This window comes from Burkholderia sp. Bp8998 (genome assembly GCF_003854235.1).
Classification (GTDB): domain Bacteria; phylum Pseudomonadota; class Gammaproteobacteria; order Burkholderiales; family Burkholderiaceae; genus Burkholderia.
The window spans coordinates 264,968-282,004 of sequence record NZ_QTQF01000002.1 but is presented as its reverse complement, the minus strand read 5'-3'; the positions used below and the strand labels follow the sequence as shown (position 1 = coordinate 282,004).

General features: G+C 65.1%; 10 protein-coding genes. All 10 read right to left on the bottom strand.

Features of this window, described 5'->3' with window-relative positions:
* Positions 1-4,608 carry an RHS repeat-associated core domain-containing protein gene (locus DIE06_RS04130; RefSeq protein WP_185733339.1) on the bottom strand — a complete coding sequence of 1,536 codons (4,608 nt, stop codon included), beginning with the start codon at positions 4,606-4,608 and terminating at the stop codon, positions 1-3.
* A gap of 15 nt (positions 4,609-4,623) precedes the next feature.
* Positions 4,624-5,889, bottom strand: a complete 1,266-nt coding sequence (locus DIE06_RS04125; RefSeq protein ID WP_124660254.1) for a hypothetical protein — start codon at positions 5,887-5,889, stop codon at positions 4,624-4,626.
* Positions 5,890-5,904: 15 nt separating this feature from the next.
* Positions 5,905-8,109, bottom strand: coding sequence for a type VI secretion system tip protein TssI/VgrG (tssI, locus tag DIE06_RS04120; protein WP_124660253.1), 2,205 nt, complete (start codon positions 8,107-8,109; stop codon positions 5,905-5,907).
* The gene (tssH, locus tag DIE06_RS04115; RefSeq protein ID WP_124660252.1) at positions 8,106-10,772 is read right to left on the bottom strand and encodes a type VI secretion system ATPase TssH; all 2,667 of its coding nucleotides are present in this window, start codon (positions 10,770-10,772) and stop codon (positions 8,106-8,108) included. The genes tssI and tssH overlap by 4 nt, the downstream gene beginning before the upstream one ends.
* Positions 10,773-10,784: 12 nt before the next feature.
* The gene (gene tssG / locus DIE06_RS04110) at positions 10,785-11,909 is read right to left on the bottom strand and encodes a type VI secretion system baseplate subunit TssG (protein WP_124660251.1); all 1,125 of its coding nucleotides are present in this window, start codon (positions 11,907-11,909) and stop codon (positions 10,785-10,787) included.
* Positions 11,906-13,777 (bottom strand): type VI secretion system baseplate subunit TssF, encoded by a 1,872-nt coding sequence (gene tssF / locus DIE06_RS04105; protein ID WP_124660250.1) that lies wholly within the window; start codon positions 13,775-13,777, stop codon positions 11,906-11,908. The genes tssG and tssF overlap by 4 nt, the downstream gene beginning before the upstream one ends.
* Positions 13,778-13,781: 4 nt before the next feature.
* Complete coding sequence (tssE, locus tag DIE06_RS04100) at positions 13,782-14,330, bottom strand: type VI secretion system baseplate subunit TssE (RefSeq protein WP_124660249.1); 549 nt, start codon at positions 14,328-14,330, stop codon at positions 13,782-13,784.
* 16 nt (positions 14,331-14,346) lie between these two features.
* Positions 14,347-14,838, bottom strand: coding sequence for a type VI secretion system tube protein Hcp (locus DIE06_RS04095; RefSeq protein ID WP_057927224.1), 492 nt, complete (start codon positions 14,836-14,838; stop codon positions 14,347-14,349).
* A gap of 80 nt (positions 14,839-14,918) precedes the next feature.
* Positions 14,919-16,436: a type VI secretion system contractile sheath large subunit gene (tssC, locus tag DIE06_RS04090; RefSeq protein WP_124660248.1), complete on the bottom strand. Its 1,518-nt coding sequence runs from the start codon at positions 16,434-16,436 to the stop codon at positions 14,919-14,921.
* Positions 16,429-16,983, bottom strand: coding sequence for a type VI secretion system contractile sheath small subunit (gene tssB, locus DIE06_RS04085; protein ID WP_124660247.1), 555 nt, complete (start codon positions 16,981-16,983; stop codon positions 16,429-16,431). The genes tssC and tssB overlap by 8 nt, the downstream gene beginning before the upstream one ends.
* Positions 16,984-17,037 lie beyond the last annotated feature (54 nt).

Sequence of the window (17,037 nt, the reverse complement as noted above, 5' to 3'; positions counted from 1 at the left end):
TCACGGGGGCGATATGCTCGCGCGCGCCGCGCATCGCGCGGTGATAATCCGCTGACCCGTAGCATGGTCGCCACGTATGTATGGATAGACATGATGGACGGTGATGTCGCGCCCCAACCTTTGGCTTAAATATCTCAAACCCGCAGCGCACTTCGGGCATGGAGCGCGCTCCGACATCAGGTAATCGATGTCGGTGTAATTCGGGTGGGCCATCAGGGTATTAATTTCACCGTGGAGTACGCTGGGAATGCTGGGCGCGATGATTAATCCGGAGTCAGTAGACTTCAGCCTCATTGCCGCGAGATTTCGGACGGCCTGAGCATTTCCTTTTTCGAATAGATTCATGGCGTCGAACTGTTCCTGCGACATCCCCGCCAGGTAGCCCGCAATCTCATCGTAATCCGGCAACTCGTGATAGCTGTGCTGGACTAGACGCAGTGCAAGTCCAAGCGGATCTGTCCAGGCGATCGGATTTGGCGAGTATCGGTAGACATTCGATCCTCCCAGCAGTCCAATCGGGTCGGGCGTAATGAAGTGTCCGCTCGACGGGTCGTAATAGCGATATCGGCAATAGTGCAACCCTGTTTCGTGGTCACGATACTGCCCCTGAAAGCGCAGCGGTTGCCCTGTATCGTTTTGGGACGTTGTCGCCCCCCAGACTTGGTAGTCGGCATCCCAGGTAATCGCGCCGCGAATATCTGTAAGATGCATCGGCGCCCCGTTGGGATCGTTGTGAAAGAACCGCGCTTTGGCACCCGATGTCGGATCGCTGCAACCTGAAACAGGCTCAATTAACGCTATCGGGCGAAAGGATTTCGGGTAATAAAAATAAAGAATATCATTGTGATTGTTGACGTTTTCTGCGGCGTTGTCGTCGGATTTTTGTGAATCGATGGCTTGTGCCCCGCAAACCGACCGGCTCGATACCAAATTATCTCCATCCCAAAAAAATCGATGCGAAGTTATGTGTGGCTCATCATCGCTCGCGATGGCGTCATCTTGAATTTCCGTGAATTTCCCCACTCGCCGATGAAAGGCATCGTATTGGTAGCGCGTAAATGCGGTGGATATTCGACCTGATTCGCCGGATGTATTGAGGCGCTGCCGCACTGTCCGGGTTTCGATCAGTAACCCTGCAGCGTCCCAATGGAGAAAAAGGTCCTGTTCTTCATCTTGTTTGCGCACGAGATTGCCTATCCGGTCGTACACATACCTGCAGCCGTCATGTTCGCCTTCGCACATCCACGTGGCGGTCTGCTGCCCTTGTCCAAAAACGCCGGTCTGGGAGCTCAGTCGGGCTCGTGTTTTCAGCAGATCACCATTCGGGCCATACCGGAAGCGGTGAATCTTGCCGGCCCGGTCGAGGTGTCCGGTCAACCTCCCTACCGGGTCATACTCGAAACGCTCGATGCCGGATCGGGAGTCGTGCTTCTCGATCATTTCCCCATTCGCATCGTAGGTGTATTCGCTCGTAAAGAGCGTTCCAGATGCTGCAAGGGCAGTCAGGGAGTCCAGGAACCCGCTCGATTCGTATGACATTTCACGCCGAAGTTCACTCCCCAGACGCTCGGTGGAAATCCGGCCCAGTTCGTCTCGTTCCAGATTGATCGCGACCTCGTCGTCGATCTGGATTGAACTGACCGCGTCCAACGCATCGTATGCGTAGCGAATCTCATGGATTACCGGCTTACCACTGCTTGTCGAATATGTGCGGCGTTTAACGCGATTTCCCGACGCATCGTAGTCGTTCGTGATCCTGAAATCGTCCCCCTGCTTTTCTTCCGTTACCCGGCCGGCAGCGTCGTAGGTGAGCTCGACGCGGCAATCGGGATTTTCTGCAACGACAAGATTGCCGCAGGCGTCGTATTCGAAGGCTTCGATACGAAATCCGTCCGGTTGCCGGGGATCGAGTATGCGCTTTTGTATGATGCGTCCAAGCACATCGGTTCGGTAGGCGATCGATTGACCCAAAGGATCGGTGCTATAAGCAGGTCTTCCGTTCAGGTCGTATTCATACCTGCGTACTTGCCCGCGATAGTCGATTTCTTCGATGACCTGCCCCAACGCATTGCGTCTCATCTGGTAGTGCTCGCCGCACTCGTTGACTACGCCGATCAATTGCTCCTCGGTGTCATACAGGTATTCGACCACGTTACCGTCCGGTGTTAGCCGTTTGGTGATTTGCCCCAACGCGGAATACTCCAGTTGTGTCACCTGGCCATTCGGATCGCAGTAGCGCACCAGATTGTTGTCGGCGTCATAGCTGCAACGCATCTCCTGCTGCCCAGGCTCTAGTGCCCGTGTCAGGTTGCCGTTTCGATCGTATTCATAGCGGCTCACTTGCCCCAGCGCGTTGGCAGACTGAATGACGTTGGCCCGCGCATCATGCGTGTACCGGGTGCAATGACCAAGCGCATCGATGACCTGTGAGAGATTGCCATCGAGATCGTAGTCGAAGCGCGTCACCGCGCCACGCGGTCCCATATGCGTGACAAGTTGGCCAAACCGATCGTATCCGTAGCGAGCGCAGGCTTGTGACGGCAAGGTCTGCGCCAGCAGGTTGCCGGGCTCGTCCCAGGCATAGTGCCACTGTCTACCGTCCCAGGCGGTCACGCATACCGGTTTATGGTCGGCGCTGTACTCAGTATGCGTGCCTCTCCCGTCCGGGGGAGTCTGCCCAACCAGATTGCCATATGCGTCGTATGCCCACGTCGTGGTGCGCCCGGAGCGATCGGTTTCCGCACACGTGCGCCCCTGCTCGTCATATCGGTAACTTGTCAGGCCGCCCAGCGGGTCGACCAGCGACACCGGCATGCCGCGTTCGTTAGTCTGCAGGATCGTCACATGCCCTAGCGAATCGATGACCTTCGTTTCCCGATGCCCGAGATCGAACACGAAGCGATAATCCAACAGGCCGTCTTCGCCCCACGCGTGATCGACGCGCCATACGCCGTCTTCATGCTGGCGGTGACTGTAGTAGAACGCTATTCCCCGGGCACTTGTGTGGTTGGCCATCCGGTGTCCGTCGGTGTAGGTGAATCGCTGCGTCTGGCTCATCGCGTCCAGCACCGCAACGAGATTCCCGTTCCAGTCGTGTTCGTAGCTGACAAGCGGATGTGCGCCGCCATCGGCATCGATCAGTGTCAGCCCGGTGAGCAGGCTCGTACGGCCTTTTCCGAAGGCGGAACCCGCCAGACATTCGATCACGCGGCCAGTTGCGTCCTTGCCCTTCCACTCGACAAGGCACGCCAGGTTGCCGCCCGGTCCACGATCGAATTTCCACGCATTGCCGTTAAGGTCAGTCATCTGTCCAACGGGCAGGATCGATGTCGTGCCGGCCGCATGCCATTCCAGCGCAGGCGGGTGTGCGGGCGACGCAAACTCGTATTCGAGCCCGGTACGCGTGCGAAGCACCAGCCGATCGTCACGCCGATAGAGCGCATGCCCATGCTGCCAGTCATATACACGGTCCGGCCAGCCACCGTCGGCCGGCATTGCATTGAACGCGGTTACGTGATCGGGAAAGTGCGCCACGACGCCGCTCCCGATCTCGGATTCCGTCAGCTCAAGCCGGATATCGGCAGGCGTCTGCCAACCTGCGCCGATCTCACCTGCATACGTATCGTGGCTGGCGTAATAGCGTTCCCAAACGAGCGGCAACCGCCCCGACACGGTGAAATCGTGCTGCTGAACGACAACTTCCCCCGTCGTTGCATCGACCGGTTCCGCCTTCAGCACATTGCACCTTAAGAACCCCGACTTCAAATTCAGCTTATCTGCCAGCGCCTTCGCCCATTTCGATCCCCGAAACGCCTTGAACAGCCCCTTCGCCGCCGCAGCCATGTTCATGATCGGCGGCCCACCAACCAGCACCGGCCTTCCAGACGGAATCGGCAACATCACCGAACTCGGCATCGACGGATAAGTCCGATCCGTATGCGCGCTGTTATGCGGAGGCGGCTCCATCCCAATCGACCAGCAACTCAACGCCTCAAGCGCCATGTACGACATCGGATCGTTGTTGGCGAGCACCGTCTTGCTGCCCATGAACGATTCCCCGTCGTTCGACGGTTCAACCTCCTCAGGCGGCGGCGCAAACGATTCCCCGAGCGGGAAATGCAACCCTGGAACGTGATATGCATGCGTCCCTGCCGTGGCCCGCATCATCCCGTTCACAAAAATCGGCCTGCCGCTACTTCCCCCCGATCCGACGTTCGAACCGAGATCATCACTTATGCGGTTCTTGATCTTGTTGGCCTCTTTCGCCAGCCGCATCCCCTTCGCGACGTCGGGATCGTCCTTGAAGTCGGGCAGCTTGCCGCCCCCCATCAAGTCGTTGACCTGCTGGTTTGCTTCATCGGCCTGATGTTCCAGCTTCGTCACATCTTCGGGATGATCTTCGATGTATTCGGTCGCCTTCTCCTGCACGATCATCATCGCAATGCAGCCGACCACCGCTTTTGCTGCCTGGATGTACTCGCGCTTATCGAGCATGAACCCGACATGAGGGTGCGGCAGGAACACCGGAGGTGTACCAGGCGTAACCAGCACCGAATGAACGTCCACGCCAACAACGGGATCGAGATGCTTGACGGCTGGAAGTGCCACGGTGTCGGCCCCCGCTCAGCGCCCGCCACGCAACGCCGCGACCTTCTCGCTCAGCGCGTTGCGCCGCCGGTCCTGTACACCCAGCTGCGACACCATCCACTCGACCACCATCGGCAGGTTGCTGTTCGCCCGCATCGGCTCGTCGATCATCAACCCCGCATCGAGCGCATTGAACCCGGCCTCCAGCGCATGCTCTCGCTCCCCTGCCCGCTCCCAGCACACGGCGCTCATCCGCCAGGCCTCGACCGTCATCAGCCCGTCCTTCGCCGCCGTAGTCGACGCCGTCGCACGCTCGTAGCAATAAGCCGCGTGCGCATAGTCCTTGTGCGTCAAATGCACGCTCGCCTCGCCGAACAACCCGTTTGCTACGAGCTTGTGCCCTGCCGGATGCCCCGCCTCGACCGCGCGCATGCCGCTGCTGGCGGCGCTCTGGTAAGCCTCGATCGCCCGCTCCCGATCGCGCCATTTCAGATACGCGGCCCCCGCAATCAGGTGCACGACAACGCATTGATCGAACCACTGCTCACGCTCCGCGACCTTCAGCGCCGCCGCACGCAGTTCCTCCAGCCGAGAAGGATTACCGCCTTCGATCATCTCGGTCAGCATCACGAAATGCCGTCGAAACTCACCGCTCGGCCCGCGCTCGCCCGATTCCGCCAGCAATTCGCGCGGCACGCTCGCCATTGAATACTTGCCGTGCACGACGCGCACCGCGGCGCGATGCCGTTGCATCAACGCAGAAAATGGTGCGATATCGATACGCGGCACGACGAAGCGCACACGCTCGGCAAGCTGCGGCGCGACCGCAATGATCGACAGCAAGTCATCCATCCAGCGCACCCATGCTGCGTCATCCCGCACTTTCACCGGCTCCAGCACGAATACCATTGCCGGAAAAATATCCGGATGGTGCTGCATCAGGCTGTCGGCGACCGCGAACAGATACAGCACGGGATTGTTGCCGTCGTCATACGGCGCCTGCCAGTCGGCACGCACGCCCTGAGCATGGGATGCCGCTCGCCGGCTGTCGTAGAACGCGATGAGCTCATCCGCCAACGCTGACGCATAACCGGCTTCATTGACGAACGACGCCCGCATGGTCCTGACCGCGCACGACGTTTCATCCTGAACCTGGAAATACAGGTGGACGAGATCCGCATCCGTCTCGTCGGTCTGCCAGATCATCAATCGCGCGTCCTGCTCTTTCGCGAAACTCATCCAGTCCGCGTGCGCATCCATGAACCTGCGCTCCACCGGATTGGTCGGCTGCCAGTTCTGCATTCGTGCGGGCCTCCGTCACGGATTCAGTTTCAGTACGGCACCTTCGACCGTGTGCTCGGCAGTCGCCGACGACGTCACCGTCTTGCCGTTCACGCTATGGGTGTTCGTGCCGGTCGATGCGACGTTGACGCCCTGGATCGTGATCGTGCCGTCGCTCTTCATCACGATGCTGGACATCCCGCAGACGAGCGAAAGCTGGTCGCCGGCGTTGACGAGCACCTGATGCTGCACGTTCGTCGTATGGTTCGCGCCGACATTGACGGTGTGTTCGCCGCCGACCGTGTGCGTATGCGCATTCGCGATCGTCGACGTCCGCGTGCCGATCTCTTCGGTATGCGCCGACGCAACCAATGTCTTCATGTCCTGCGACGTCGTCTGATACATCTGTCCGACGTTCAGCGTCTTGCCTTCGCCGATCGTTTCCGTCTTGCCATGCGTGACCGATTCCGTATGGCTGCCGCCGATCGTCGCCTCACGATCCGACGCGATCGTCACGGTCTCCTTCTTCCCGACCGTTCGCATCCGGTTCCCACCCACCCCATGCGTCTCATCCACCCCGATCTGCGCGACCCGGTTCTTGCCGATTTTCACCGTTTCGTTCTGCCCGACACTGCGTTGCCGGTTGTTCTTCACCTGCATCGTTTCGTCGTTCCCGACCGTATGCGTGTGGTTGTTACCTACCGACAGCGTGTGATCGGCCTCCGTCTCCGCATCGAAATTCCGCTCCGCATGCATCCATAGCTGCTCGGCGCCCTTCTTGTCCTCGAACCGAAACGCGTTCGCATGCTCGGCCGACCCGCCAGGTGACGACCGAGACAGCAGCCCGCTCTGCGTCGCACTCCCCGGCAGCCCCCACGGTGGCATCTTCTCGCCGTTGTAAACCCGCCCCGTCACGATCGGCTCGTCCGGATCGCCGTTCAGAAAATCGACCACGACCTCGTCGCCCACGCGCGGAATCTGCACGCCCCCGAACCCGCCCCCAGCCCAAGGGCTCGACACCCGCACCCAGCACGACGAATCCTGATTGCTTTGCCCGTACCGATCCCAGCGAAACTGCAGCTTCACGCGCCCATACTGGTCGGTCCAGATTTCCTCCCCCGGCGGCCCGACCACGGTAGCCGTCTGCGGCCCGTTGGTTCGCGGCCGCGGTGTATCGCGCGGCGACCGGTAAGGCAGGCTCGACGGCTGCACGATCATCATCGTCCGATGCACGACGGCCTCCGCGCCCTGATCACTCGCGTAAGCGTTCTCCTGAAAGCGGTACTGGCACCGCACGATCAAATACTCCCGATTCTGGTCAGCACGCGGACAATGCTCGAGCGTGAACAGATACCCAGGCGCCGCACCCCGCACGTCCGTCTCGACACTCGCCCGCTCATGCTCGGCCTGCTGTTCCTCGAGCCGCACGCGGCTGTAATGCGCACCCGGCGCATCGTCGCGATACCCGCCCGGCCATTCGAACGACGCGAAGCTGTCGTGATCGTGGCCGCGTGGGTCGACTTTCTGCGTCGACAGATCGGCCCGCGGCTTCGTATAGTCGTAGTCGGTGGTCTGATGCTTGCCGACGCTCACTTCCTGCGCGGGCAGCCACGCGTCGATGTGCTCCTCGTCGGAGATTGCCGTGCGATCGTGGGCGATGTACGGAATCGTTTCGTAGCCGGGCAACGCAACGTGTGACGACATCGCATCGCACAGCAGGAGCGTGTGACTGTCGGCCGCGTGCCGGAAATGGAAATAGATGCCCTCGAATTCCATCAGCCTCGACACGAACGCCGCATCGGTTTCGTTGTACTGCACGCAGTACTGGCGAGGCACATAGGATTCGGCCAGCTTGTTCTCGAGCGGAAAGCCATACGGCGCGAGCACTTCCTGCACGATGTCGGGCACGGTGCGGTTCTGGAAGATCCGGCAGTCCGAGCGGCGCGTCGCGAGCCACAGCCACGGCCGCACGATCAGCTCGTAACCGTAGTGCCGTTCGGCGCGCCGGCCGGCCAGCGTCGCGCGCGCGACGATCCCGTTCAGGTAGCGCGTCGAACGATCCTGTTGCTCGATCCGCACGGTCACGGGCTTGCCGAGCATGTCCTTCAGCGACAGGCTGTGGCTGTCCGCCAGCGCCTCGATCCGGAATTCGAACAGGCGACCGAGTTCGTCGCTGCCGTCGAGCGTGTGGAACTTCAGGTCGTCGCCGTGCGGGCTGTCGAGTGTGAATACGCGATTCACGTCGTTCCCTCCTCGTCGAACCGGTAAGCGAATTCGCCGCCGGCCGCGCTCACCTCGATCGACGCCAGCGCGCGGCCTTCGAGCGTGGCCTCGAGGATCGCGCGGCCGATCCGCGGCATCACGGCATGCGTGAGGATCGCGTCGACCATCCGGCCGCCGGATTCGATGGTCCGGCAGCGCTCGACGATCAGCGCGGTCGCCGCGTCGGTGCAGTGCAGCCGGATCCCGTGATGCAGGTCGATCCGCTTCTCGAAACGCCGCAACTGCAGGTCAACGATGCGCGCGAGCATCGCATCGGTCAGCGGGTAGTACGGCACGACGGTCAGCCGGCCGAGCAGCGCGGCCGGGAACACGTCGAGCAGCGGCGCACGCAGCGCGTCGGCGAGCGTCTGCATGTCGGGCAGATGGTCGGGATCGCGACACAGCTGCATCACGCGATCGGCGCCAACGTTCGAGGTCAGCAGGATCACCGTATGTCGGAAGTCGATGTCGCGGCCTTCGCCATCCTCCATCCAGCCCTTGTCGAACACCTGGAAGAAAATCTCGTGCACGTCGCGATGCGCCTTCTCGATCTCGTCGAGCAGCAGGACGCTGTACGGCCGCCGGCGCACGGCCTCGGTGAGCACCCCGCCCTGTCCGTAGCCGACGTACCCGGGCGGCGCGCCCTTCAGCGTCGATACCGTGTGCGCCTCCTGGAACTCGCTCATGTTGATCGTGATCGCATTGCGCTCGCCGCCGTACAGGGTGTCGGCCAAGGCGAGCGCGGTCTCGGTCTTGCCGACACCGGACGGTCCACACAGCAGGAACACGCCGTGCGGCTTGGTCGGATCGTCGAGCTTCGCGCGCGCGGTCTGGATCCGTTCGGCGATCAGCTCGACCGCATGGCGCTGGCCGACGACGCGTTCGCCGAGCGTCTCGGCAAGCTTCAGCACGGCCTGCGTCTCGTCGCGTACCATCCGGCCGAGCGGGATGCCGGTCCAGTCGGCGACGACGGCGGCGACCGCATGCGTGTCGACGGCGGGCAGCACGAGCGGTGCGTCGCCCTGCATCTCGGCCAGCGCCTGCTGCGCGGCGGCCAGACGCGCCTGAATGTCGGCGCGCGCGGCGGCGGTGATCTCATGAGACGGCTCGTCGTCGAGGAGCGCGGCGCGCGACTCGACGATCGCCGTCAACGCATCGCGCTCGGCCCGCCAGCGCGTGTCGAGCCGATCGAATTCCGTCCGCACGGCGGCAAGCTCGGCATCGATCGCGTCGCACCGCGCGGTGTCGCCGCTGCCGAGCGCGCACTCGCGCCCGATCCGTTCCCGCTCGACGCGCAAGCCGTCGATACGCCGCCGCGCGTCCTCGATCGGCGCCGGCACCGCGTGCTGGCTGACGGCGACGCGCGCGCAAGCCGTATCGAGCAGGCTGATCGCCTTGTCCGGCAGTTGCCGCGCGGGGATATACCGGTGCGACAACGTCACGGCGGCCTGCAGCGCGTCGTCGAGCACGAGCACGCGATGGTGCGCTTCGAGCTTCGCGGCGAGGCCGCGAAGCATGGTCACGGCGGCCGCCTCCTCGGGCTCGAGCACGTGCACGAGCTGGAAGCGCCTCGTCAGTGCGGGATCCTTTTCGATGTACTGCTTGTACTCGGACCACGTGGTCGCACCGATCGTGCGCAGCAGGCCGCGCGCGAGTGCCGGTTTCAGAAGGTTCGCCGCGTCGCCGGTGCCGGCCGCCCCGCCCGCGCCGACGAGCGTATGGACTTCGTCGATGAACAGGATCGCCGGCCGCTCGGACGACATCGCTTCGTCGATCACGCCGCGCAGCCGGCTCTCGAACTCGCCCTTCACGCTCGCGCCGGCCTGCAACAGCCCGATGTCGAGCAGGTACAGCGCGACGTCGCGCAACGACGGCGGCATGTCGCCCGCGGCGATCCGCAGCGCGAAGCCTTCCGCGACGGCCGTCTTGCCGACGCCCGCTTCGCCGACCAGCAGCGGGTTGTTCTGCCGGCGCCGCAGCAGGATGTCGACGATCTGGCGGATCTCCGGATCGCGCCCGATCACGGGATCGATCTCGCCGGCGCGTGCGCGGGCCGTGAGGTCGACGGCGAAGCGTGCGAGCGCCGAACCGTCGGCGGCCGATGCGGAGGCTGCGGCGCGCGCCGAAGAATCACCACCCGCGCCGATCTGCGCGGCCGACGGCGTTTCGGGCGAGCCATCGACGATCGCTTCGAGTTCGTCGGCAAGCACGTCGGGCACGATGCGCTCGAGCTCGCGTGCGATCGCGTACAGCACGTTGCGCAACTGCGGCGTCTTCAGGATCGCGAGCAGCAGGACCGCGCCGCGAATCCGCGTCGCGTCGTATTTCAACGTGGCATAGACCCACGCGCGCTCGACCGCGTCGTCGATGTGCACGGACAGGTCCGACACCGATCCCGCGCCGCGCGGCAGCCGGTCGAGCGCGGCGACGAGCCCGCGTTCGATGGCGGCCTCGTCGATCTCGAACCGACGCAGCACGCGCTGCAGGTCGCCGTCGGGTCGCTGCAGGAGCTGCTTGAACCAGTGCGCGAGTTCGACGTACGGATTGCCGCGCAGCCGGCAGAATCCGGTCGCTTGCTCGAGCGTCTCGTAGAGGAGCGGATTGAGCTTTCCGAACAGGTTGACGCGACCGATATCGGACATGATGGTTCCCGTTTAGGCGGTTTCGCGATGGAGGGCGGCGCCGGTGCGCGGCGGGCCGACACGGCGCGCGTCGTAACGGACGACGAGATCGCGCGCGGGCCCCGCTTCGAGCCGCTGCCCGAGCCAAGCGGTACGGCCGAGGCCCTGCGCCGCGCCGAGTGCGATCGCCGGCACCGCGTCAGCCGCCAGTTCGAGCTGCACGTCCCAGTCGAACTCGATGCCGACGTACTCGCGCACCCAGTGCGCGAGCTGCCGCGCGTGCGGGCCGCCCGGCAGGAAGCGCCGGTACGCGTCGAGCGACAGCGGCCCGAGCACGATCCGGAAATGCGATTGCGCATCGCGCACCGCGATGCCGAGCGCGACGCCGCCGACGCGCAGGGTCGGCCGCGTCGCGCGGATCACGCAGCGCTGCGAGCGCTCGATCGCGACCCAGCGCGGCACGTGCTCGACGATGCGCGCGTCGACACCGAAATGGCGCCGCAGGATCTGCACGAGCCCTTCCGGGTTGCGCGTGTGCCGGACGAGATGACCCGCGTGGAAATAGAGAGCGTGCGGCGCGAGCGCGTCGGCAGCGGGACGTTCGGCATCGGCCCGCGCGGCCGGCCTGTCGGCATGCGCAGCACGCCCGACCAGGCTCGCGACATACGCGTCGAACCGTGCGCGCCCGGGGCGATCGAGGCTCACCGTCGGCTGCGCGTCGGCCCATGCCCGGTAGAACAGCAGGATCAGCCGGTGATGGAACAGGTCCGCGAATGCGGTGAAGGTCGGGTCGTCGTGCTGGGCCGCGCGCTCGTGTGCGTATTCGGTCAGGTGAGTCGGCAACGGTCCATTCGGCCCGAACAGCCCGAAGCCATGGATCGCGATGCGCGGCCGTACGACGCCACCGTCACCGTCGGTAACGCCTGCCAGCATCGACGCCGCGAACGCGAGCGACGGCTGCTGCCCGAGCCGCACCGGTTCGTCGCGCGGCCGCGCGGCATGGCCGAGCGGTGCGCGGCCGGGCGACAGCGCATCGAGCCAGCGCAGCGCCTGGAACAGGTCGTAGCCGTGCGGTGCGGCACGCAGCCGTGCCCACCAGGCATCGCGGCGTGCGGCATCGGCGGCCGGCTGCGCGCCGGAGGGTATCTCGTGTTTCATATCGCGGGCCGCCTGCCGATGCGCGCCGGCCAGTGCGCGAGCGTGCCGCGCTGCGCGCTGGTCAGCACGCATTCGGCGAACGCGTTGATCGAGACGTGCCGCGCGAAGAACTGTTCGAGCACCGCGCCGAGCAGGAACGGGCTGTCGCCGGAGAACGCATGGTCGTCCACGGTCACGTCGACCTGCACGCCGCGTCCGAACATCAGCGGTCCGAGCGCCGGCAGTCGCCGGAATACCGGCGAGAACGCGACGCGCCGCACGCCGTCGATCTGTCGGTGCATCGCGGCATCGGCCGGGTCGGCGTGCAGGCCGAGCAGCTCGCGCAGCGCGTGCGCGCCCTCCTCGTCGTCGAGATCGGTCAGCGTCTGCCGGGCCAGCCCGAGGTGGCGGATCAGTCGCCAGGCCGTCTGCGCATCGGCGATCGGCGGGCGCGGCCGCGACGGGCCGCGAATCGCGACGACACGCTCGACGGGCGCCGAGATGCGCAGCGTGAACGCGTTCGCATCGCCCGGCGGCAGCAGCAGCGCGAGATCGCGGTTCGTGCACAGCGTGTCGACGGACAGGTAGCGCATCGTCTCGTCGTACGGCGCGCACTGGCTGTCGACGAGCGACACGTAGGTTTCGCTGCCGACGTAGCCGGTGCGCGTGCCGTTCGCGCGTGCCTGCGCGGACACCAGCCGAGGCTCGCGCCGCACCGTGTAGTACGCGCCGTAGTTGCCGTCGTCGCTCGCGAACGACGCGTGAAACGGCCGGAATTCGCGCGACTGGCCGTCGTCGCGCTGCTCGCTCGCGAGCCGCTGCACCGCATAGATCTCGTGATCGAGCGGCCGGCTGCGGTCGACGACGACATGATGCTCGCGCGCGCCGGGCAGTAACCGGATGCGGTCGCCGCGGCGCGCGAACAGGTTCACGGCCGGCGTGCAGTTCAGCGCCAGATGCCGCGCATCGACGGCCGCCCCGAGCGCCGCATCGTGCCGGTCGAACAATACGGTCAGCTCGCACTCGTCGCCGGTGGCGCGCGCAAGCGCGGCACGCAGCCCGCCGATGCTGAAGAACAGGAAGCGCGCCGGAAACGCGAAATACTCGCGCAACAGCCGGTACCCATGGAAGCTGCGTCCGTCGTCGGGCAGGATGGCCTGCGCCGGGTCGAAACCCTCGTGGACGATCGTGTCGGCGTCGAGCGTATGCAGCCAGCGCGGCGGTTGCCCGGGATCGTGGCAGACGACGCCGAGCGCATGCGCGGCGATCAGTTCGAGCAGGTGCAGCGCGTCGCGCTCGGGGCCCGCGAGATGAAAGGTCAGCCGCTCGAGCGGCAGTTGCGAGAGTTTCGCGCCGCCGCGCGCCTTCAGCCGGACGCGCAGCGCGCCGCGCGCGTCCTGGCGCGCCGGCACGGCCCCGCGCGGCAGCCACGACGGCGCGCCGGTGACGGCCGCGTCGGTCAGTTCGAGCGGCCACAGCGTCAGGTCGTGCGCGGTGCGGAATTCGCACGCGGTCTGCTCGGACGCGGCCGGCCGCGCGCGCAGCGCGGTGCCGGCCGGCAACCGCCAGCCCTGTGCGAGGCTGCCTTCGTTCAGCATCGGCGCGAACCGCACGATCGCCATCGACGGCAACGGCGCGAGATAGCCCGGATACACGGCATCGAGCAGCGCCTGCGTGAAGCGCGGAAACTCGGCGTCCATCTTCAACTGCACACGCGCGGTGAGGAAGCTGAAGCCTTCGAGCAATCGTTCGACGTACGGATCGGGCGGCCCCGATTCGTGCAGCCGCAACCGCGCCGCGACCTTCGGGAACTGCTGCGCGAATTCGTCGCCGAGTTCGCGCAGGTAAGCGAGTTCGCGGTTGTAGTAGTCGAGCAGGCGCGTATCCATCGTGTCAGTTTCCCGCTGACGACTGCAGCGACATCGCACCCGTCTCGAGATCGAGGTCGGAGCGCAGCACGAATTCGACCGGATGCGGGATCGACCACAGCGTGCCGCGGATCTCGAACAGCAGCACGTTGTGACGCCGTTCGCCGGCGCGCCCGTCCGCTGCATCGGCGATGCTGCGGACCTCGACGCTGTCGGGCGCGATGCGCGGCTCGAAGCGGACGATCGCGTCGCGGATCGACGCCTCGACCGACATGCGTTCGACGCCCGACATCGGCTTGCCGACGAGCGGCCGCATCCCGTAATTGAGGACCGATGCCTGCGCGTGCACGAACGCGGCCCAGTCGACGAAGCCGTCCTCGGCGTTGCGCGTATTGAGCAGCCACGCGAGATCGCGCAGCACGGCCGCGCGCAGGCGCTCGGCACCGATCCATTGCGTGCCGGGCGGATCGGTCGTGCGCTGCGGCGCGTCGTCGGTCAGCCGGTCGAGCAGCGCCGGTTGCAGCCGGTCGCGCATGCCGCCGTGCGGGCCGTCGCGGGTTTTCGGGTCGTCCATCGTCATCGGTCCGCGGTCACATCTCGGTGTTTTCCTTGATGTTCCAGCCGACCGACACCTCGGCGCCCTTGCCGCCGTTGTCGTTCTGCTGCCAGTACTGCTTCTTCACCTTCGCGGCCTGGAAGCCGTAGTGCATCATCAGCCGGTCGGCCGCGTCGCCGGGATCGATGCCCGCGACCTGCGCGGACGTGACGAGCACTTCCTGCAGCGTCACGCGCATGAACTCGATCTGCGAACCGCCGGTCTTGCACGCGGAGATCTCGACCTTCGGCAAGTGCTTGCCGCTCGCGCAGTTCTTGATGATCGCGGGCGCGCCCTTGTCCATGTACGCGGCCACGACGAGATCGTTGAAGCTCGCCTTGCCCGCATTGCCGCCGCTGCCGCTCGCCATCGCGCCCGGCTGGCTCGCGCCCCACGTGAACGATTCGATGTCGGTCCAGCCCTTGTGCTGCGCGTCCGCCGATTCGCCGGTCACGCCGTCCACCTTCATAAACATTGCCACGCCCATTGCCGTCTCCGTTTCGGTGCGAAATCAGGTTGAATGCCGGGTTGAATGTTGAGTCCGTTGGGTCGAATGCCGGTTGCCGCTCACTCGTTCGCCGCCTTCGCGGACGGCAGCCGCGAGATGAGCCGCAGCGACACGGTGAGCCCTTCGAGCTGGTAGTGCGGTCTCAGGAAGAATTTCGACGTGTAGTAACCGGGGTTGTCCTCGACCTCGTCGACGACCACCTGCGCGGCCGCCAGCGGCTTGCGCGCCTTGGTCTCCTGCGACGAGTTCACGGGGTCGCCGTCGACGTAGTTCATGATCCAGTCGTTGAGCCAGCGCTCCATGTCGTCGCGCTCGCGGAACGAGCCGATCTTGTCGCGCACGATGCACTTCAGGTAGTGCGCGAAGCGGCAGCACGCGAATAGGTAAGGCAGGCGGCCGGACAGCCGTGCGTTCGCGGTCGCGTCGGGGTCGTGGTACTCGGCCGGCTGGTACAGCGACTGCGCACCGATGAACGCCGCGAAATCGGAGTTCTTCCGGTGTACGAACGGCATGAAGCCGTTCTTCGCGAGCTCGGCCTCGCGGCGGTCGCTGATCGCGATCTCGGTCGGGCATTTCTGGTCGATGCCGCCGTCGTCGGTCGGGAACGTGTGGCTCGGCAGCCCTTCGACTGCCCCGCCCGACTCGACGCCGCGGATCGACGAGCACCAGCCGAACTGCTTGAACGAGCGGTTGATATTGGCGGCCATCGCGTAAGCGGAATTCGCCCACGTGTAGCGGTCGTGATTCGCGGCGTCGGTGTCTTCCTCGAAGTCGAATTCGTCGACCGGATTGGTGCGTGCGCCATACGGCAGCCGCGCGAGAAAACGCGGCATCGCGAGGCCGACGTAGCGGGAATCCTCCGACTGGCGCAGGCTGCGCCACGCCGCGTATTCGGTGTTCTGGAAGATCTTGGTCAGGTCGCGCGGATTCGACAGCTCCTGCCACGAATCCATCTGCATCAGCTCCGGCGATGCGCCCGCGATGAACGGCGCGTGCGCGGCCGCCGCGATCTTCGACAGCTCGCCGAGCATCTCGACGTCCGGCGGGCTGTGATTGAAGTAGAAGTCGCCGACGAGGCAGCCGAACGGCTCGCCGCCGAACTGCCCGTATTCCTCCTCGTAGATCTTGCGGAACAATGGGCTCTGGTCCCACGCGACGCCCTTGTAGCGCTTGAGCATCCGCCCGACCTCGTTGCGCGACGCCGGCAACGCCTTGATCTTCAGCAACTCGTCGGTCTCGGTGTGCGTGACGAGGTAATGCAGGCCGCGCCACGCGCCTTCGAGCGTCTGGAAGTCGTCGTGATGCAGGATCTGGTTGATCTGCTCGGACAGCTTCCGGTCGATCTCCGCGATGATCTGCTTCACGCTGCCGTAGGCGTCGGTCGTCATGCCGACCGTATGTTCGAGCGCCTGCTGCGCGAGCGTGCGCACCGCGCGCTCGACCGACTCGCGCGCCTCGGCGGTCTTCGGCTTGAACTCCTTCTGCAGCAGTGCGGCGAACTCGCCGGGCGCGGCTGCCGGTTGCGCGGCGGCGCGTGCGTCGCGGGTAGCGGCGCGGGACTGGACAGGGTCATTCATCGCGGGCCTCCGTTCGGGTCGCGTCGCCGTCCCGCGCGTCCGCGTGCGACTCGCGCACGAGCGTCTTCAGCAGGTCGGGATCGTTGATCGCGCGCTCGATCAGCTGTTCGGCGCCGTGCTTGCCGTCCATGTACGACAGCAGGTTCGACAGCTCGGTGCGCGCATCCAGCAGCCGGCGCAGCGCGTCGACGTTGCGCGCGATCGCCGCCGGCGAGAAATCGTCGATCTGCTCGAACGTCATGTCGACGTTGAGCAGCCCTTCGCCGGTCAGCGTGTTCGGCACCTGGAACGTGACGCGCGGCGCGACCGACTTCATCCGCTCGTCGAAGTTGTCGACGTCGATCTCGAGGAACTTGCGCTCCGGCAGGTCCGGCAGCGGTTCGGCGCGCTTGCCGGCCAGGTCCGCGATGACGCCCATCACGAACGGCAACTGCACCTTGCGCTCGGCGCCATAGGTCTCGACGTCGTACTCGATCTGCACGCGCGGCGCCCGATTGCGCGCGATGAACTTCTGCCCGCTGCCTGCCGCCTTGGTTCTGTCCGTCATCGTCTACTCCTTCACATCGATCAGATTGCGTGTACAGTGCCGCCGCGTGGACGG